This window comes from Pontibacillus sp. HN14, assembly GCF_021129245.1.
In the GTDB taxonomy this organism is placed as follows: domain Bacteria; phylum Bacillota; class Bacilli; order Bacillales; family BH030062; genus Pontibacillus.
On sequence record NZ_JAJOLR010000007.1, the window covers coordinates 85995 to 103112 of the forward strand.

Sequence of the window (17118 nt, forward strand, 5' to 3'; positions counted from 1 at the left end):
CGTAGTAAAAAGGACTTTTCTAATGAAAAGTCCTTTTTTATATAAGTAACGTTTGTTTTGCGTAGTGTACGGCAATTTGGGCCCCGAGCCTTGCATTCGATTTTACAAGTTGGATATTAGCCGCTAAACTCTTACCTTCTGTTGCTTGGTTCACTTGATCTAATAGAAATGGTGTGACGTCTTTTCCTTCTATATTTAGTGACTTTGCCTTTGCAATCGCTGAATCAATGACCCCGTTAATGAACTGCTCATCCATTGCATATTCTTCAGGAATTGGATTAGCAATGACAGCCCCTCCATTGATCTCTAACTCCCATTTAGCTTTAAGAATAGAGGCAATCTCACTAGGCGCGTTCACTTGATAATGAACAGCAAATGGGGAGGTGCGAGTGAAAAAGGCAGGAAGCGTCTGCGTCTGATAGCCCATGACAGGCACGCCTTTTGTTTCTAAGTACTCAAGAGTAAGACCTAAATCTAAAATTGACTTAGCGCCGGCACAGACAACGCCTACATTGGTATGAGCTAACTCCTCTAAGTCCGCAGATATATCCATAGTGGTTTCACCCTCGCGATGGACGCCGCCGATTCCTCCTGTGACAAAGATCTGGATACCGGCTAGTTCTGCACAAATCATCGTAGCTGCAACGGTTGTGGCACCTGGTTTTTTAGTAGCTACTAGATAAGGAATATCTTTACGGGAGGCTTTGGCTATATCGTTTCTTGAGCCTAGTTCTTCAAGTTCTTCGTCTGTTAAACCGATTTTAATCTTTCCGTCTAGAATAGCGATCGTTGCCGGCACAGCTCCGTTCTCGCGAATAATTTGTTCTACCTCTCTTGCTGTGGCTACATTTTGTGGGTACGGCATTCCGTGAGAGATTATTGTTGATTCAAGAGCTACAATCGGTTTACCGTGTTTTGCTGCTTCTTCAACTTCTGGAGATCTTGTTAAGTGTACGTTCATATTTTTTCCTCCTGAGCGTTTAATAGTTGGGGAGTTAAATCTGGACGAACGGTGTAATGAGATTGGATACATAAAGTCGCACTTTGAAGGCCTGTTTGAATCGCTCCTCTTAGCGTCTTTCCTTCTAACCATGAATAGATTACAGCAGCTGCGAACGCATCTCCGGCTCCTGTTACGTCTTGTACTTCTGGTATAGTAGCTGTTTCATATAGCTCGATGCCCTCGGCTGAACCCACCATTACTCCGTGTTCACCCCAGGTAACGGTTACATAGGATACGCCACGCTCCAGCCAATAGGTAACGGCGTCCTCCCATTGCTTATTCGTTTCAATTGTCATCCCAAGATAAGACGCGCTCTCTTCCACGTTTGTCATTAACCATGTAAGGCCGCTCAAATCTTTAGGCAGACGCTTCATTTTAGGGATCGATACGGTAACAAAAGCAAGCGGTACGTGAAAGCTTTGTGCCTTCTGCAAGAGATAATAGAGACCTTCTTTGGGACAATTTAAATCTGCGATGATGCAGGAAGCTTGTTTCAGTTTCTTATCGTGTGTGCTTAGTAAAGGAGGGAGGATATAGTCATAGACTTCCATATCAGCGAAAGCTACAGTCATGTCTCCTTCAGCGTTTAAGACAGCCGTATAGGTCCCGGTAGAGGCAGACGGAATATGAAGAACGGTGTCTAACTGGATGAGCGACGAGGCACGTTCAATGATTTCCCAGTCCGCATCTTTACCTGCAGCTGTAATTAAACTTGGATTATAGCCAAGTCTACCCAGGTTTTCTGCTATATTCCGAGCCACTCCGCCCACACTGTAACTTGATTGCACCGGATTAGACGTATGAAGCTGAAAAGGCTCTAAACTACGAAACTTTCGGTCAACGTTGGCCCCCCCTACACATACGACCTGTTGGGAATCATTCAATACATAGGCACGCCCTAATAAAACATCTTTCTGAACAAGACTTGAAACCAGGTTGGCTACAGTGGAACGTGATAAATGAAGGGTTTCTGATAAGTCTTGTTGAGACACATAAGGGTTCTTTTGAATTAACTCATAAACTTGGCGTTCTCGTTCTGTCAGCTTCGCGGTGGACATAGGGATCACTCCAAACTTTAGTTTGAATAAGTAAACATTTGTCATTTATACCGTATATGTATTTTTGTGGTGTGTAAATAATTGTAAGAGAAGTCGCACGTCCGACTTCTTAAAAGGGGGAGTCCATCTATTTCAAGAGAGGAGCGTTGGGGATATCGTTTCTCCAGTACTCCCATGGAAAGAGATATAAAAAAAGACATACAAAAAGACGCCCGTCCAAAGGACGAGCGTCTTTCAAAAGTTCTATGATTAGTTGCGAATCAGGTAATCAAATGCGCCTAAGGCAGCATTTGCGCCTGTTCCCATAGAGATAATGATTTGATTATACGGAACATCTGTCACATCACCAGCAGCAAATAGACCAGGGATGCTTGTGGCATTGCGCTTATCAACGACAATTTCGCCAATTTGGTTACGCTCAATGGATTCGTCTAACCATTCTGTGTTTGGAACAAGTCCAATTTGGACGAACACGCCTTCTAGCTTAACGTGATTCTCCTGACCTGTCTCGCGATCCACATACGTAATACCGTTTACGTTAGCGTCTCCAGTGATCTCAGTTGTTTGGGCGTTGGTATGAATCGTTATGTTAGGAAGGCTGTTTGCACGTTCTTGTAAGACTTGGTCGGCTTTAAGTTCTGAAGCAAACTCAAGTACTGTAACGTGCTTCACAATGCCTGCAAGGTCAATAGCTGCTTCAATTCCGGAGTTACCTCCGCCGATCACAGCTACGTCTTTTCCTTCAAATAAAGGACCATCACAGTGAGGGCAGTATGCCACACCTTTATTTTTGAACTCTTCTTCACCTGGTACGCCAACTTGACGCCAGCGTGCACCGGTCGAGATGATGACACTTTTACTTTTTAGGACGCCACCATTATCAAGCCCGAGCTCGAACATACCATCGTTCTTCTCTAAGCTGCTTGCACGCTGAAGGTTCATGACATCAATGTCGTAATCCTTCACGTGTTCTTCAAGGCTTGCAGCAAGCTTCGGTCCTTCTGTGCTTGATACGCTAATAAAGTTTTCAATACTCATGGTGTCTAGAACCTGACCGCCGAAACGCTCAGCTACGACGCCTGTACGAATTCCTTTACGAGCAGCATAAATGGCCGCACTTGCACCAGCTGGGCCACCACCGACAACTAAAACATCATATGGGTCTTTATCTGTAAATTCTTCAGCGCTAGGACCTTCAACAATCTTATCTAAGATCTCTTCTAACGTCATGCGACCACCGCTCAAGAATTCTCCATTAAGATGCAGAGAAGGAACAGCCATCACGTTTTTACTTTCAGCTTCTTCTTTGAAAGCTGCGCCGTCAATCATCGTATGAGTAATACCAGGATTTAAAACACTCATCATGTTTAAGGCCTGGACCACATCAGGGCAGTTATGACAGCTTAAGCTAACATACGTTTCAAAGTTGTACTCACCTTTAATGTTCTTAACCTGATCGATGACACTTTGGTCAACTTTAGGGGCTCTGCCACTAACTTGTAGAAGAGCAAGAACTAAAGACGTAAATTCATGTCCAAGAGGAATACCTGCGAACGTAACTCCAGTATCTTCTCCGACGCGATTCACACTAAAGCTAGGCGTTCTGGATAATTGTGCTTCCTCGAATGTAATCTTAGAAGACATAGAAGCTAGCTCTTCTACAAGAGCTAGCATGTCTTTTGATACTTTATCAGAACCTGCACTAACTTTAAGCACGATATCGCTTTCCAATAGTTCTAGATATTGGTTTAATTGAGCTTTAATATCTGCTTCAAGCATTATGAGTGCACTCCTTTAGATTTTACCTACTAGATCTAGGCTTGGTGTAAGTGTTTCAGAACCTTCTTCCCATTTAGCTGGGCAAACTTCACCTGGATTCTGACGAACGTATTGAGCTGCTTTGATTTTACCAACAAGGTTGCTTGCGTCACGGCCAATTCCGCCAGCGTTAATTTCTACTGTTTGGATAACACCGTCTGGATCGATGATGAATGTACCACGATCTGCAAGACCTTCTTCTTCGTTTAGTACCTCAAAGTTACGAGAAATTGTTTGAGAAGGGTCACCGATCATTGTATAAGTGATCTTGTTAATCTTTTCTGAGCTATCGTGCCAACCTTTGTGAACGAAATGAGTATCTGTTGAAACAGAGTAAACTTCAGCACCTAGTTCTTGAAGTGCTGCATATTCGTTTTGAAGATCTTCAAGTTCAGTTGGGCAAACGAATGAAAAGTCTGCAGGATAGAAGCAAACGACGCTCCACTGACCTTTAAAGTTTTCTTCTGTTACGTCAACGAATTCACCGTTTTTGAATGCTTTCGCGTTAAATGGTTGTACTTCAGTACCGATTAATGACATGAAAAATCCTCCTCTTTTTTGTGTAAAAGTTATTAATTTAAAATCATTATAATTCAAAAACTATTATTATATATCTGCGATGATTTGTCAAGTTGTTCCCGCATATTAAAGCTGTAAATGTGATTTAGATGGATAGGGTATCGAAAATAAGGTTGATATGGTGTGATTACATTAGAGGGAATGAGCTGATTCGATTATCATTCTCATTACTTATATTATTACCTGTGTTCGTGTTCTCTTAAACGTTTGAGCATTCTATTTTGTACTAAAATGCGTGCGGATATTCATAGAAAAAAGGCCTGCTTATGTTAAAGAAGCAGGCCTTTTTATCATAAAATAGTTCTCGGTTAATGTCCAAATAATTGCCCTTTTTCATCTACATACACGGATGTAATCGTTGTTCTTTGAAAAGGGGTCTTGTCAATTGTTCCATTTACATTAATCGTCATATTATAGGTGCCTGAACCGAGGTTTGGAAGTCGGAAAGAATCATTCTGTTTATTGGCTTTTACATTTAGATGCTTCAACTGTCCTTTTTTATAATAGGCGATGGTCATATCTGTTTTCACTTTTACGTGTTCGTTCTTTGACTTTATATGAACGGTTCCGTTATTCATTTCAGAAGTAAGGAGGGAATTGAGTGGGCTATCGTAGGTTACGTTGAGTAAATAATGCTCCTGTTGATTGGATAAGGCCCTGATTATCCATTCTCCTGCTTCAGGATCTTGGATTGTAGCGGTATGATGATAGGCGCCTTTTAAATAGGCGGTATCGTCTTTTCTTACTTGAAGGTTGTTGTACGTTTTGCCGCTCGGTGAAATCAAACCAACATTTGACTCAAAATGCTCGCTCATCCAATCAACTGTAATAGACTCTGCCCCTGGTTCTACAAGGATGGGCTCTTCCTTCATTCCTGAATAGATCCCCCCGTGAATGTAGCGGTCCGCATTTTCAGAGAAATTATTCGATTCATTTCCTTCCAGCCCTGCTGCAGCCTGAAAGCTGGCTAAGTAACCAGCGTTTTTGTTCAAGTAGTTCTCAAAAACGGAAAACGTAGATGATCCTTCTTTAATGGTTGTATGATTCCAATCTCCGACTTTAAGTTCTGTTGCGTAGGGAAGTCTTGAACTTTGAACCGTTACGGCGCCGTCATTACTTCCATAAGCCCTTAAATAAAGTCCTCCCCAATAAAGGGAACTGCCAAAGCTTCCCCATTTGGTTCCCCCGAGTGTATAGATCGGCGTGTCCCTTACATTTAAACGTTCATCTGTGACGGATCTGAAATAATCCATATACCCTGTTTGAAGAGAAGAGGTAGCTTCATTTTTACTCCCTAAAATCCCCGCTAGCCATCCAGCCCAACTGCTGTATGCCAAATCAGCTAATTGAGAGCCATAGTGAGGGGTGGAGAGCGTAATGACTCGTTCCACATAAGGATCGGCGCCATAATGGACAAGGGCAGTCTGCGTATCGATGCCCCCTTTGCTATGGGCCACCACAACCACCTTTTCGCCAAAATGGTTATACACCTCTTTAATTTTTTGTGAAAGCAAAGCGCCGTTCTCCCACATATCTTTTGTGGGATAGAGGTCAATAAATGCGGTCTCGTATCCTCTCTGATATGAAATTTCGTCCATATCATTTTGGTCGGTCCATGTAGTCGATGAACTATTCAAGCCGTGGACAAATAAAATCGGGTGTTTAGATGGGAGGGGATCGGAGGGAAGCTCACCGAGCCACCATTCTCCGGGGGTACCTGAGGCTCCCCCTTCTTTAATAGAACCTGCTGTAACAAAGGAGGGTGCTAAAAGAACAAAGGCAATCAAGATGATTAGTACACGTGTCATTTTAATCATGAGCCATCTCCTCTCATTAGATAAACATAACTCATAATATATATGGGTCTAAAAAGGTTTTGTAGCACCCGTTTGATGAAAATGAATGAAAAGAAGTCAAAAGGTTTAGGTATTTGGTAACGTTTTTCCTTAGCTTAGGAGCTCCCTTTCAAGAGTCACCCTTCACTCCTTTCAGAGATTCCTTTGTTCCTTTAACTTTTTTAAGAAAATTCACATGTAGTGAGTCCCTCAAAACTCTGTCGGATGACCGAGACTATACACTTGTGAAGTCGATTCTAGCTAGGATTCCCAATCAAACGACGACAATTATAGTCACGCTGTAAAACCATGCAGTTATTTGAGGAACGATTCAAAAAGGAAAAGAAGAGATTTCGTCCAATTTAATAGGCATAGGAAAAATAAACGCAGGATGAAATTAAAGGAGGAGATGCAAGATGAAGAAAATGGTTTCGATGTTTTGGAGTATGATGTGGGTGTGGAGTTTAGTTTCTGTGATGAAGGTTGCAACGGTTTCCGGAGGTTCCCGTTTTCTTTTAACGATGGAGGAGGTCGCCTCGAAGATTGAATCAGTGTTTGAAAATAAAGGAAGGAAAGAAATTCTTGATGAACGACTGATGAAGTTTTCTTATAAGGCCAAAGAGTATGGGGTGAAGGCCAGGGGAGATCCGAGTAGGAAAACGACGAGTAGATCGTGTATTTGGTCGGGGGTCGGATGAGTCGTGGTAAGAAGCTTAACGTGTTTCATTGCTAGATAGACTTTGCGGTCATGGACCAAGTATGGAAAGTAGATGAAATAGAAAACGAGAGGGAGGGCGGATAGTAGGTTCCTGTGTATATAGACGTCTGCCACTAAAGGGGGAGTAGATCGAATAGATATAAGTTTATGATTGTCCATTCATATAGGAGGGAGGTTGAAAGGGATCTGAAAAGACACTGGGGCGCCGCAGTGTTGTTCATCGGATTATAGAGGTATTGGAGGAGGGGGCGTGGGAGTCGCGCTCTTTTTCCTGTGCGTATGTATGATGGTGTAGAGTTTAGAAAAGGTATAACAGTATCCTGATTGAGTGATACAATAGATGAATATGATAAAAAAAGAAAGAGGATACGCCTTTGAATAGTTTTAACCAATTAAATTTACAAGAAATGAGTATAACCCGATTGAAAGAAATGGGGATTACTACTCCAACACCCATTCAAGATGAAGTCATTCCTTTATTACTCGAAGGGAAGGACGTCATTGCCCAAGCTCAAACCGGGTCAGGGAAAACGTTTGGCTTTTTATTACCACTCCTTGAAAGAATCGACGTGAAGAATCCTGCCATACAGGCACTTATAGTGGCGCCTACAAGAGAGTTGGCGCTTCAGCTTACAGCCGAGTTAGAGAGGCTTTCTGAAGAAGTGAATGTGCTTGCTGTCTACGGAGGAAAGGATGTACAACAGCAAGTAAAAAAACTAGATAAAACACAAGTGGTCATTGGAACACCAGGACGCTTGTTGGATCATATGCGCCGAGAGACCATTGATCTGTCGAATGTATCCTTCCTTGTGTTGGATGAGGCAGATCAAATGCTTCATTTCGGCTTCTTTGAAGATGTTGAAACGATTGTTCGCCAAACACCAACCCATAAACAGATGGCTCTGTTTTCAGCGACTCTCCCATCTGATATTAATAAATTAGCCTATAAATTTATGCGAGATCCCAAACAAGTTCGAATTCAAGAAAAAGGACGGACGGTAGAAGAAATCGAACAGTTTGTGATTGAGACGACGGATCGTAAGAAGCAAGAAGCCTTGCGTAAAGTGATTAAAGAAACACAGCCCTTCCTTGGCATTGTATTCTGTCGAACGAAAAGAAGGGTAAGTAAACTCTATGAAGATTTAAAAGCAATGGGCTATCAAGTGGATGAACTGCACGGAGACCTATCCCAAAAGAAACGCGAAAAAGTGATGGAGCAGTTTCGAGAAGCTAAGGTTCAATTGTTAGTAGCGACAGACGTAGCATCACGTGGCTTAGACGTAGAGGGGGTCACGCATGTCTACAATTACGATATCCCTCAGGATGTAGACAGTTATATCCACCGAATTGGCAGAACGGGCCGTGCAGGTGATGATGGGGTTGCCATTACATTTGTAGCACCGAAAGATCAACAAATGTTTGCAGCGATTGAAAAAGGCATTGGAAAACGATTAAAGATTAAACACGTCTAATTATGGTGGAATAGAAACGTTCAGGGGGATCTCCCTGAACGTTTTTTCTCTTTTAGCATACTCTGAGGGCTTCTTATTGCCTCATACCTAAATCATTTACTCTGAACAATCTGATAAAATATGTTAAAATAAGAGTATAAACACACACTCTATGACAAAGGAGAGGGTTGATCATGCGTAAGAAAATCCTCGTAGCATATGATGGTAGTGAAATGAGTAAACAGGCATTACAAGAGGCAAAAAGCCAAGCCGCCGACGCGCCGGATGCTGAAATACATGTTGTTTCAGTCGTGCGAACATCAGGACCTTTCACCAATGCCCAAATGTCTAAAAGTATCGGGAACGAATTAGCCGAACAATACCGAACCGATATGAAGCGCCTTAAAGAGGAAATGAAAGAAGAAGGTGTAGAGGTTATCACGGATGTCATTGTTGGACAAGTTGAGAAAAACGCAGGAAACCGTATTTGTGATTATGCGAAAGAGCGTAATATGGACTTAATTATCGTAGGGAATCGTGGATTTGGTAACGTGAAGAAGATGATTCTTGGAAGTGTAAGTAATAACATCGTTCAGCACGCAACTTGTCCTGTGCTCGTCATGAAATAAGTGTGGAATGAATCGGATTAAGAAAAGGCCTCTCCTAGTCATAGGAGGGGCCTTTTCTATTTGAACCAACCTTTTTCCTTAAAACGAGAGATCGCTTCAATACGATTGCTCACTTCTAACTTATCTAAAATGACAGAAATATAGTTACGTACCGTACCTGGTGTAATATACAGTTCACTTGAAATATCTTTAGTGTTCTTGCCATCGGCCATAAGTTGCATCACTTGCTTTTCTCGTTCGGTCAGTGGATTTTCATTTCCGTAAGCAAGGTCAATAAGTTCGGGGGCGAAGATTCTTTGGCCGTCCATAATCCTTCTAATGGATGTAGCCAGTTCTTCACTAGGACTATCTTTTAATAGGTAGCCGCTCACCCTTGCTTTTTGTGCTCTTTCAAAATAACCTGCTCGAGCAAAAGTCGTGAGAATAATAATCTTACAAGATTCATCTCTCAGTTCCTCTGCAGCGTCCAAACCCGTTTTAACGGGCATCTCAATATCCATAATGCACACATCCGGCTTCTGCTCCCGAACAAGTCTGCAGGCCTCTTCTCCATTGTTGGCCTGACCTACCACTTCCATACCATCTTCAAGATCTAACAACGCTCCAAGCGCTCCGAGCATCATGCGCTGGTCTTCTGCAATGACAATTCGTATCACATCGATCCCTCCTCTTCTGTTTTGTGAGCAACGTTTGGAACCCGTATGGTAAGTGTCGTGCCGTTGGTGCCGTCGATCTCTAATGAGCCATTAACAAATTCCAACCGCTCTTTCATCCCTTGAAGGCCGTGACCTTTTAGCGAATCAATTTTATCAGAGATTCCAACACCATCGTCCTGTACTTCAATTACAACGTCTTCATTTGATTGGTGTATGGATACGTGGCATTTAGAAGCCTGGCTATGCTTAACAATATTCGTAGCCGCTTCTTTTAAAGACATGCTAAGCACGTTTTCAACTAATAATGGGGTGTGCGAAAGCTCAGGGTTTCCTTCAAACGAAAAGGTCATTTCGGCCGCTTCAATAATTTGCTGAACACGAAAAATTTCGTCATCAAGCTTAGATCCTCTCATATTTGAGACCATTTCACGTACTTCTTTTAGAGCGGTTCTTGCCGTTTGGTTAATATCTTGAATTTCTTTAACAGCATTGTCCGGCTTTACACGGATCAGTTTCCCTGCCAGGTCACTTTTAAGCCCTATGAGAGAAAGTTTTTGGCCAAGTGTATCATGAAGATCTCTTGCAATTCGTTCTCTTTCCTCAATGACCATTAGCTGTGAAATTCGTTCATTTGCATCTTCTAATTGCCCCTCAAGTTTCTGTTGTTGATTCCGGTATCGAATAGTAAAAGGGAGTAAAATAACTCCTATAATCGTGATAATAATAAAAGGGAGCTGAGGGAACAAAGACTCGTTTTGAGCGATATAAACCGTTGTGGCAGCAGCTAACGTTGTAGTGAGGTGGACAATATATAAAGAAAGAAATCCTCCTTTATGTTGGATATTCCCGATAAAGAATGCCAGGAATAAAGAGAAGTACACGTAACCAAACAATAAAGTCATAATGAGACTAATAACAATTTCTATACTCACCCACACATAGGCGAATCCACTTTCAGAGTTGAAGGATCGCAAATAGGCCACGAAGAACAAGGCGATCATCAGAAACCCGAATAGTATCTCTGCCATAGAAGAAGATCTGAATATAAAGAAGAAGGGAAGAAGGCAAAAGATAATCCATACATATGTACTAAGCCCTGTATTCTTTGGGATGATGTGAAACCAGTTTTGCATAACAGATGGACCTCCTTTCTCGATTTAATCTGGGAGTGATTCAAGCATATCTCACCTCCCTTTCTCTTGTCACGAACGGCTGTCTATATAGAAGCAAGAAACCCAGATAAAAAAGATCCCAACCAATGAGGCAGGGATCTTGGTTTCTTATTTTTCTTGTAAACTAGGGCGTTTTCGACCAAGTAAAGGTTCTTTTGCCTCTTTGATGCGTGACTTTGCTTCTCTAAAGCTAACAAACCCTTTATTCTCTGTATCATAAAGGCGGAAGCGGATAGACTCAAGGCTCGTTTTGAGTGTAATCGTTGTCGCATGCTCGAGTGGCGGTGTAGCATCATGAGCTTTCTCTAAATTGTAATTAGGAACTCTCGGACTTAAGTGATGAACATGGTGGAACCCAATGTTACCAGAAATCCATTGCAAGACTTTTGGAAGTTTGTAATAAGAACTCCCGTCAACGGCTGCTCTCACAAAATCCCACTCACTATCCTCTTCATAATAGGAGTCCTCAAACTGGTGCTGCACATAGAATAACCATATGCCAAGGAAACCAGATACATAAAGAATAGGAAGGTTGATGATGAGAAAAGCTTGCCAGCCTATTGCCCAAATCATAACAGAATAGAGAATAACAATCGCAACGTTGGTCACATACGTGTTCATACGCTCTTTTTTCTTTGCTCCCTTACGATTGAAGCGGTTTGAAATCAGGAATAAATAAAGGGGCCCAAGTCCAAACATCACTAGAGGATTACGATATAAACGATAGGCTAATCGTTCTTTAAACGATGCTTCTTTATATTCTTCTATTGTGAGTACCCAGATATCGCCCGTGCCTCGTTTATCCAGGTTTCCACTCGTAGCATGGTGAATATTGTGATCTCGTTTCCATTTCTCAAATGGAAACAGCGTAATAATACCAGCTATGGTCCCTATAATACGATTTGCTTTTTTGTTTTTTAAGAAAGATTGGTGTGTGCAGTCGTGAAAAATAATGAAGATACGTATGACGAATCCACCGGCTACCATAGCGAGTGGAATGGCTGCCCATACGGAGATCGAAAGGCTAAGGTATGCAAGATACCAAACTATAATAAACGGAACAAATGTGTTAATTATCTGTTTAATACCAGCGTTTGTATCGGGCTTTGCGAAAGCCGCAACACTCTTTTTTAATTCTTGTTGTTGTTTTTTGTGGTCCATATGATAACTCCTTCAGGAAAGCTTATTGAATGAACTGTTCTTATAATCATAAAGGAACAGTAAACGCTTTATAAGACATAAACGTCAGGTGGGATATATGACATTTATCATGGGTCGTCTTCCTATATAACCCAATTTATAATAGGGTTTGTATAATGTTTTAAATCATGCACATTTCTAAGGATTAGATGACAAAAGTTTCGACGGATCAGGCTATTCAATTAAGGAGAAGGAGTCGATTTCTTGTTATAATAGGAAAACAACCTTTTTAAGGAGGACGTACAATGGAACATAATCAACGTTACATAAATGAACTGAGTGAGTTTCTTAAGATCCCAAGCATTTCATCTATGCCTGAACATAAAGAGGATGTACAGAAGGCAGCCGAATGGTTAAAGGATTCACTGGACCAAGCAGGAATTGAGAATCTGGAGGTTATTCAAACAGAGGGTCACCCTATTGTTTATGGGGACTGGCTTCATGCTGAAGGAAAGCCTACGGTTTTAATCTATGGACACTATGATGTTCAGCCGGCTTCCCCGGAGGAACTTTGGGAAACTCCTGCATTTGAGCCAACGATACGGGATGATAAGCTCTATGCCAGAGGGGCAACGGATGACAAAGGTCAGTTGTACATTCATGTGAAAGCGGTAGAAAAGCTTATGCAGGAAAATGGTGAGCTCCCCGTCAATGTGAAGTTCTGTATTGAGGGAGAAGAAGAAATGGCCAGTCCCAATCTACCCCCGTTTATTGAACAGAATCAGGAGAAATTAGCGGCAGATGCCGTATTAATTTCGGATACCTCCTTTATTCAAAAAGGACAGCCTGCCATTTGTACTTCGCTTCGAGGAGCTCTTGCGATGGAACTACACTTGAAGACGGCTAATACCGACCTTCACTCCGGTGTATATGGAGGCGGCGTACCGAATGCGATTCATGGTCTTGTTGATCTATTGAATTCTCTTCACGACAATAAAGGAAAAGTAGCAGTAGAAGGGTTTTATAAAGGTGTCGAGCAACCTACTGAGGAATTAAGAGAAGAAGTAGCTTCCATTCCATTTGATGAAGAAGGAACGAAGAAAGAGTTAGGGTTAGAAGCGTTTTATGGAGAAGATGGATTTACGTTCCAAGAGCGCACTGGCATTCGACCAACCCTTGAGATCAACGGTTTAGCGGGCGGGTTTCATGAAGAAGGATTCAAAACCATTGTACCAAGTGAAGCTCATGCGAAAATAAGCTGCCGTCTTGTAGGGGAACAAGACCCAGAAGAGGTATATGAAGCCCTGTTACATCATTTAGATGCTAACAAACCATTTGGTGCGACACTTGAAACAAAGAAGCTTATTACAGCCAAACCAGTGTCCCTTAACTCTCAGAATCCAATGATTCAAAAGGCCGCCGCAGCTTATGAGAAGGTTTATGGAGTCGCGCCTCTATTTCCAAAAGAAGGCGGGTCTATTCCCATTGTAGAGGTCTTCTCAAGAGTATTACGCTCGCCTGTTGTAATGATGGGCTTTGGTTTGCCATCAGAAAATTTACATGCTCCAAACGAGCATTTACACTTAGAGAATTTTACAAAAGGCATTGAGACGGTAACGGATTACTTAAAGTCTTTATCTTAATAAAGAAAGGCTCTTTCTGAAGTATGTTTTCAGAAAGAGCCTTTTTTATGAAAATAGAGGGTGCTCCAGCGGTAACGCTTTAAGAGGGCTGGGGGTGTGCAAATTGAACTGGGATGTGCTGCCCTGTCTCTACATCAAATAACCCCATATCCGTCATCTTTAACGCGGGAATAACGGGTAACGTTAAGAAAGACAATGTTAAGAATGGGTTGAAATGGCCTTGGAATCCAATCGTTTGAAGGGATTGCTTCATTTCCTTTAAGGATTTATAAACACTCTCTGATGCTTCTGTAGACATGAGTCCACCTATAGTTAAACGTAAAGAAGATTCAACTTTCCCGTCCTTTACGACAACCAGCCCACCATTTATGTCTTGTAAAGAGTGAATGGCAGTTAGAAGGTCTTCGTCATTGGTACCGACGGCTACGATATTGTGTGAGTCATGCGCGATAGTGGTAGCAATGGCTCCAGATGATAGGTTGAACCCTTTTACGATCCCTGTCCCGATATGGCCCGTTCCGTGATGCCGTTCTACAACGACCACTTTCAGTAAGTCCCTTTCTGTTGATGGCTCAAAAGAATGATTGACGGTATTCACGTTTGTACGTAATTTACGTGTCACTAAATTATTTGGAATGATCTCGATGACATTGGCGAACTCAGCAGAGTTTATCGGAATTTGCAGGTGCTGACCTGATAGGTCTGGCACAGTAACACTCTGTGTTAACTGTTGAGCTAAGAGAGTGGAAGGTTTTTCTTGTGACTCCTGAACAATAACCCGTTTTCCGTTTTTATATACATCAGATATCGTGATGGTAGTTAAGTCGTCTAGTAAAACAAAGTCAGCTTTATAACCTGGTGCAATAGCTCCTTTATTGGACAATCCGTAACATTGTGCTGCGTTTAATGTAGCCATCTGTATAGCTTGAAGCGGATCAATTCCGTGTTGGATGGCTAAGCGTATGTTGTGATCAATGCTTCCTTCATCGAGCAAATCATCGATATGTTTATCATCGGTACAAAAGAGAAAGCGGTGCGCGTTGTTTGGGGTGACGGCTTGGATAAGGTTGGAGAGGTCCTTAGAGACCGATCCTTCTCGAATCATGACATACATCCCTCTTTTCACTCGTTCGAGTGCTTCTTCTCTAGTCTTGCATTCATGGTCGGTATCGATTCCAGCTGCCCGGTATACATTAATCGCGTTTGTATCTAACCCGGCGAGGTGCCCGTCTATTTTCATCGATTTCTGCATGGTTAATTTATCAAGGAGGTCAGAAGCTGATTGCTGTAAAGAAGGATAATCCATCACTTCTGCTAGCCCTAAGACACGTGGATGTTTTAAGTAAGGGCGAAGGTCCTCTGCTAACAGCGTAGCTCCGGCATGTTCGAAAGGAGTCGCGGGGACACAGGAAGGGAGCATCATATAGGCATCTAATGTGAGATTCTCTGAATCTTTAATCATAAAGTCTAACCCTTCTGTTCCAGCCACATTTGCGATTTCGTGGGGGTCGGTGATGACGGAAGTGACCCCATGAGGCAGCACCACTTTCTCAAATTCGGAGGGGGGTAACATAGAGGATTCAATATGCACATGTCCATCAATGAAACCTGGACAGATGTATTTACCTTCTGCATCCACTACCTCTTTACCTTTATAATCTCCGATCCCAACAATGAGTCCATCTGTAATCGCCACATCCTCTTCGAAGATTTCTAAGTTAAATACATCTACAATGCGGGCGTTCTTTATAACGAGATCAGCGACCTGTTGGTGATGAGCTGTTTGAATTCGATTGGTGATCGTTTCTTTATGTGTCATTGTTTTGCCTCCTCAATAGTCATGCCTTACAGAATGAAATAAAAAAACTCTAGCTTAGGCTAGAGTTTGACAGAGAAAGCATTAGAAGTGGATACACGTATCTAATGTCTCTCGTAGTCAAACCATTTACGGTAGTTTGGTAGAAACTTATGGACCTTATCTCCAAGATTATACGAAAGTTCTAAATTCGGTATTAAGTTAAGCTATATTCTAGTAAACGTGCTGTATGTTTGTCAACGGGAATTGTGCGGATGTGACGTGAACTGTACCCATTCCCTCCTTCTTCTGATAAGATGGGAAACATCGGTATGAAACGGCTGTAAGAGCGTCATAATTTTAATAAGCTAGGTTCAGGACTTCTAGCAGATTGGGTGAGATGATGAAGAACGAAATAAAAGTAAAAGTGAGAAACGACTATGCAAAGAAGATGAAAGACGGTTTTCCTTTAATTGAAAAGGAAGCTCTGATCAATGCTGATATCCTAAGCGAGGAAGGACAAACGCTTCATTTGATTGATGAACGTGGTCGTTTTATAGGAAGAGGTTATTATGGCGAGCAAAATAAAGGGTATGGCTGGGTCGTAACGCGCCAACAGGATGAATCAATGGACCAATCGTTCTTTGAGAAGAAAATTGGTACGGCCCTTCAAAAGCGAAGCGGCTTCTTTAAAGATGAGTCCACGACAGCCTTTCGTATATTTAACGGTGAAGGGGATGGCATTGGTGGCCTGACGATTGATTACTACGAAGCCTTTTATGTCTTAAGCTGGTATAGTGAAGGCATTTATGCTTTCAAAAACCAAATCCTGAAGGCTCTTCAGAATCTTGTGGAGTATAAGGGAATTTATGAGAAAAAACGTTTTAATACAGGTGGAAAATATATCGACGATGATGATTTCGTTACAGGGGAGCGCGGAGAATTTCCGATGTTGGTGAAGGAAAATGGCGTTCAGTTCTCGGTTCATTTGAATGAAGGTCCAATGACCGGGGTATTCTTAGATCAACGGGACGTACGTAAAGCCATCCGTGATCGCTATGCAGAAGGAAAAACGGTACTAAATACGTTCTCTTACACAGGTGCTTTTTCTGTTTTTGCGGCTCTTGGAGGGGCTCAAAAGACGACGAGCGTTGACTTAGCGAATAGAAGTTATCCAAAGACTGTTGAGCAGTTTAGCATTAATGGAATTGATTACGAAGCTCATGATATTAAAGTGATGGATGTATTCGAGTACTTTAAATATGCGGTAAAAAAGCAGCTAACGTTTGACCTTGTTGTGTTGGATCCTCCAAGTTTCGCCCGTTCAAAGAAGCATCGCTTCAGTGCTGCAAAAGATTACAAGGACCTACTCAAACAAGCCATTGCTATTACAGAAAAAAATGGCGTAATCATCGCATCCACAAATTATAGTGGCTATGGAATGGGCAAGTTTAAAGGGTTCGTTGAAAAGGCCTTTAAAGAAACCGGCCATCGCTACAAAATCGAAGAACAATATACACTGCCGTCAGATTTTGTGACGACGAAAGAATATAAAGCCGGAGATTACTTGAAGGTCGTGTTTATTAAGAAATTATAAGTAAAAAGGGTTCTATACAAAAAC

Annotated in this window: 13 protein-coding genes, 1 pseudogene and 1 riboswitch; of the genes and pseudogenes, 5 read left to right on the forward strand and 9 right to left on the reverse strand. The window is 42.0% G+C overall.

The annotated features are described in order from the left end of the window. Nucleotides 1-37: 37 nt before the first annotated feature. From LQ226_RS18090 to LQ226_RS18110, 5 genes are all read right to left on the reverse strand, one after another. A complete protein-coding gene (locus tag LQ226_RS18090) occupies nucleotides 38-961 on the reverse strand; it encodes a pseudouridine-5'-phosphate glycosidase (protein ID WP_231419453.1) in 924 nt (307 codons plus the stop codon). Continuing rightward, a complete protein-coding gene (locus LQ226_RS18095; protein WP_231419454.1) occupies nucleotides 958-2061 on the reverse strand; it encodes a carbohydrate kinase in 1104 nt (367 codons plus the stop codon). The genes LQ226_RS18090 and LQ226_RS18095 overlap by 4 nt, the downstream gene beginning before the upstream one ends. A gap of 249 nt (nucleotides 2062-2310) precedes the next feature. Further along, nucleotides 2311-3843, reverse strand: a complete 1533-nt coding sequence (gene ahpF, locus LQ226_RS18100; protein ID WP_231419557.1) for an alkyl hydroperoxide reductase subunit F — start codon at nucleotides 3841-3843, stop codon at nucleotides 2311-2313. A gap of 12 nt (nucleotides 3844-3855) precedes the next feature. Next, entirely contained in the window at nucleotides 3856-4419 is a 564-nt protein-coding gene (ahpC, locus tag LQ226_RS18105; protein ID WP_231419455.1) for an alkyl hydroperoxide reductase subunit C, read from the reverse strand. A 347-nt stretch (nucleotides 4420-4766) separates the two neighbouring features. Continuing rightward, complete coding sequence (locus LQ226_RS18110) at nucleotides 4767-6275, reverse strand: esterase/lipase family protein (RefSeq protein ID WP_231419456.1); 1509 nt, start codon at nucleotides 6273-6275, stop codon at nucleotides 4767-4769. A 434-nt stretch (nucleotides 6276-6709) separates the two neighbouring features. On the opposite strand from LQ226_RS18110, the gene LQ226_RS18115 reads away from it, so the two are divergent. From LQ226_RS18115 to LQ226_RS18125, 3 genes and pseudogenes are all read left to right on the forward strand, one after another. Next, nucleotides 6710-6991 carry a hypothetical protein gene (locus tag LQ226_RS18115; protein ID WP_231419457.1) on the forward strand — a complete coding sequence of 94 codons (282 nt, stop codon included), beginning with the start codon at nucleotides 6710-6712 and terminating at the stop codon, nucleotides 6989-6991. A gap of 427 nt (nucleotides 6992-7418) precedes the next feature. Continuing rightward, nucleotides 7419-8456, forward strand: a pseudogene (locus tag LQ226_RS18120) (DEAD/DEAH box helicase); the annotation flags it as partial. 200 nt (nucleotides 8457-8656) lie between these two features. Continuing rightward, complete coding sequence (locus tag LQ226_RS18125; protein ID WP_231419458.1) at nucleotides 8657-9091, forward strand: universal stress protein; 435 nt, start codon at nucleotides 8657-8659, stop codon at nucleotides 9089-9091. A gap of 56 nt (nucleotides 9092-9147) precedes the next feature. On the opposite strand, the gene LQ226_RS18130 is transcribed toward LQ226_RS18125, so the two are convergent. The 3 genes from LQ226_RS18130 to desA all read right to left on the reverse strand — a co-directional run bounded on the left by LQ226_RS18130 (nucleotide 9148) and on the right by desA (nucleotide 12080). After that, on the reverse strand, nucleotides 9148-9747 hold the full coding sequence (locus LQ226_RS18130; protein WP_231419459.1) for a response regulator transcription factor: 600 nt from the start codon (nucleotides 9745-9747) through the stop codon (nucleotides 9148-9150). Continuing rightward, a complete protein-coding gene (locus LQ226_RS18135) occupies nucleotides 9744-10880 on the reverse strand; it encodes a sensor histidine kinase (RefSeq protein WP_231419460.1) in 1137 nt (378 codons plus the stop codon). Before LQ226_RS18135 ends, LQ226_RS18130 begins: the two co-directional genes overlap by 4 nt. A 147-nt stretch (nucleotides 10881-11027) precedes the next feature. Then, entirely contained in the window at nucleotides 11028-12080 is a 1053-nt protein-coding gene (gene desA / locus LQ226_RS18140; RefSeq protein WP_231419461.1) for a Delta(5) desaturase DesA, read from the reverse strand. A gap of 284 nt (nucleotides 12081-12364) precedes the next feature. On the opposite strand from desA, the gene LQ226_RS18145 reads away from it, so the two are divergent. After that, a complete protein-coding gene (locus LQ226_RS18145; RefSeq protein ID WP_231419462.1) occupies nucleotides 12365-13702 on the forward strand; it encodes a dipeptidase in 1338 nt (445 codons plus the stop codon). Between the two features lie 79 nt (nucleotides 13703-13781). Here LQ226_RS18145 and ade read toward each other — a convergent pair whose 3' ends face one another. Further along, entirely contained in the window at nucleotides 13782-15521 is a 1740-nt protein-coding gene (ade, locus tag LQ226_RS18150; RefSeq protein ID WP_231419463.1) for an adenine deaminase, read from the reverse strand. A 94-nt stretch (nucleotides 15522-15615) separates the two neighbouring features. Further along, a riboswitch (purine riboswitch) is annotated at nucleotides 15616-15717 on the reverse strand. Between the two features lie 183 nt (nucleotides 15718-15900). Here ade and LQ226_RS18155 point away from each other — a divergent pair. After that, nucleotides 15901-17094 carry a class I SAM-dependent rRNA methyltransferase gene (locus LQ226_RS18155; RefSeq protein WP_231419559.1) on the forward strand — a complete coding sequence of 398 codons (1194 nt, stop codon included), beginning with the start codon at nucleotides 15901-15903 and terminating at the stop codon, nucleotides 17092-17094. Nucleotides 17095-17118 lie beyond the last annotated feature (24 nt).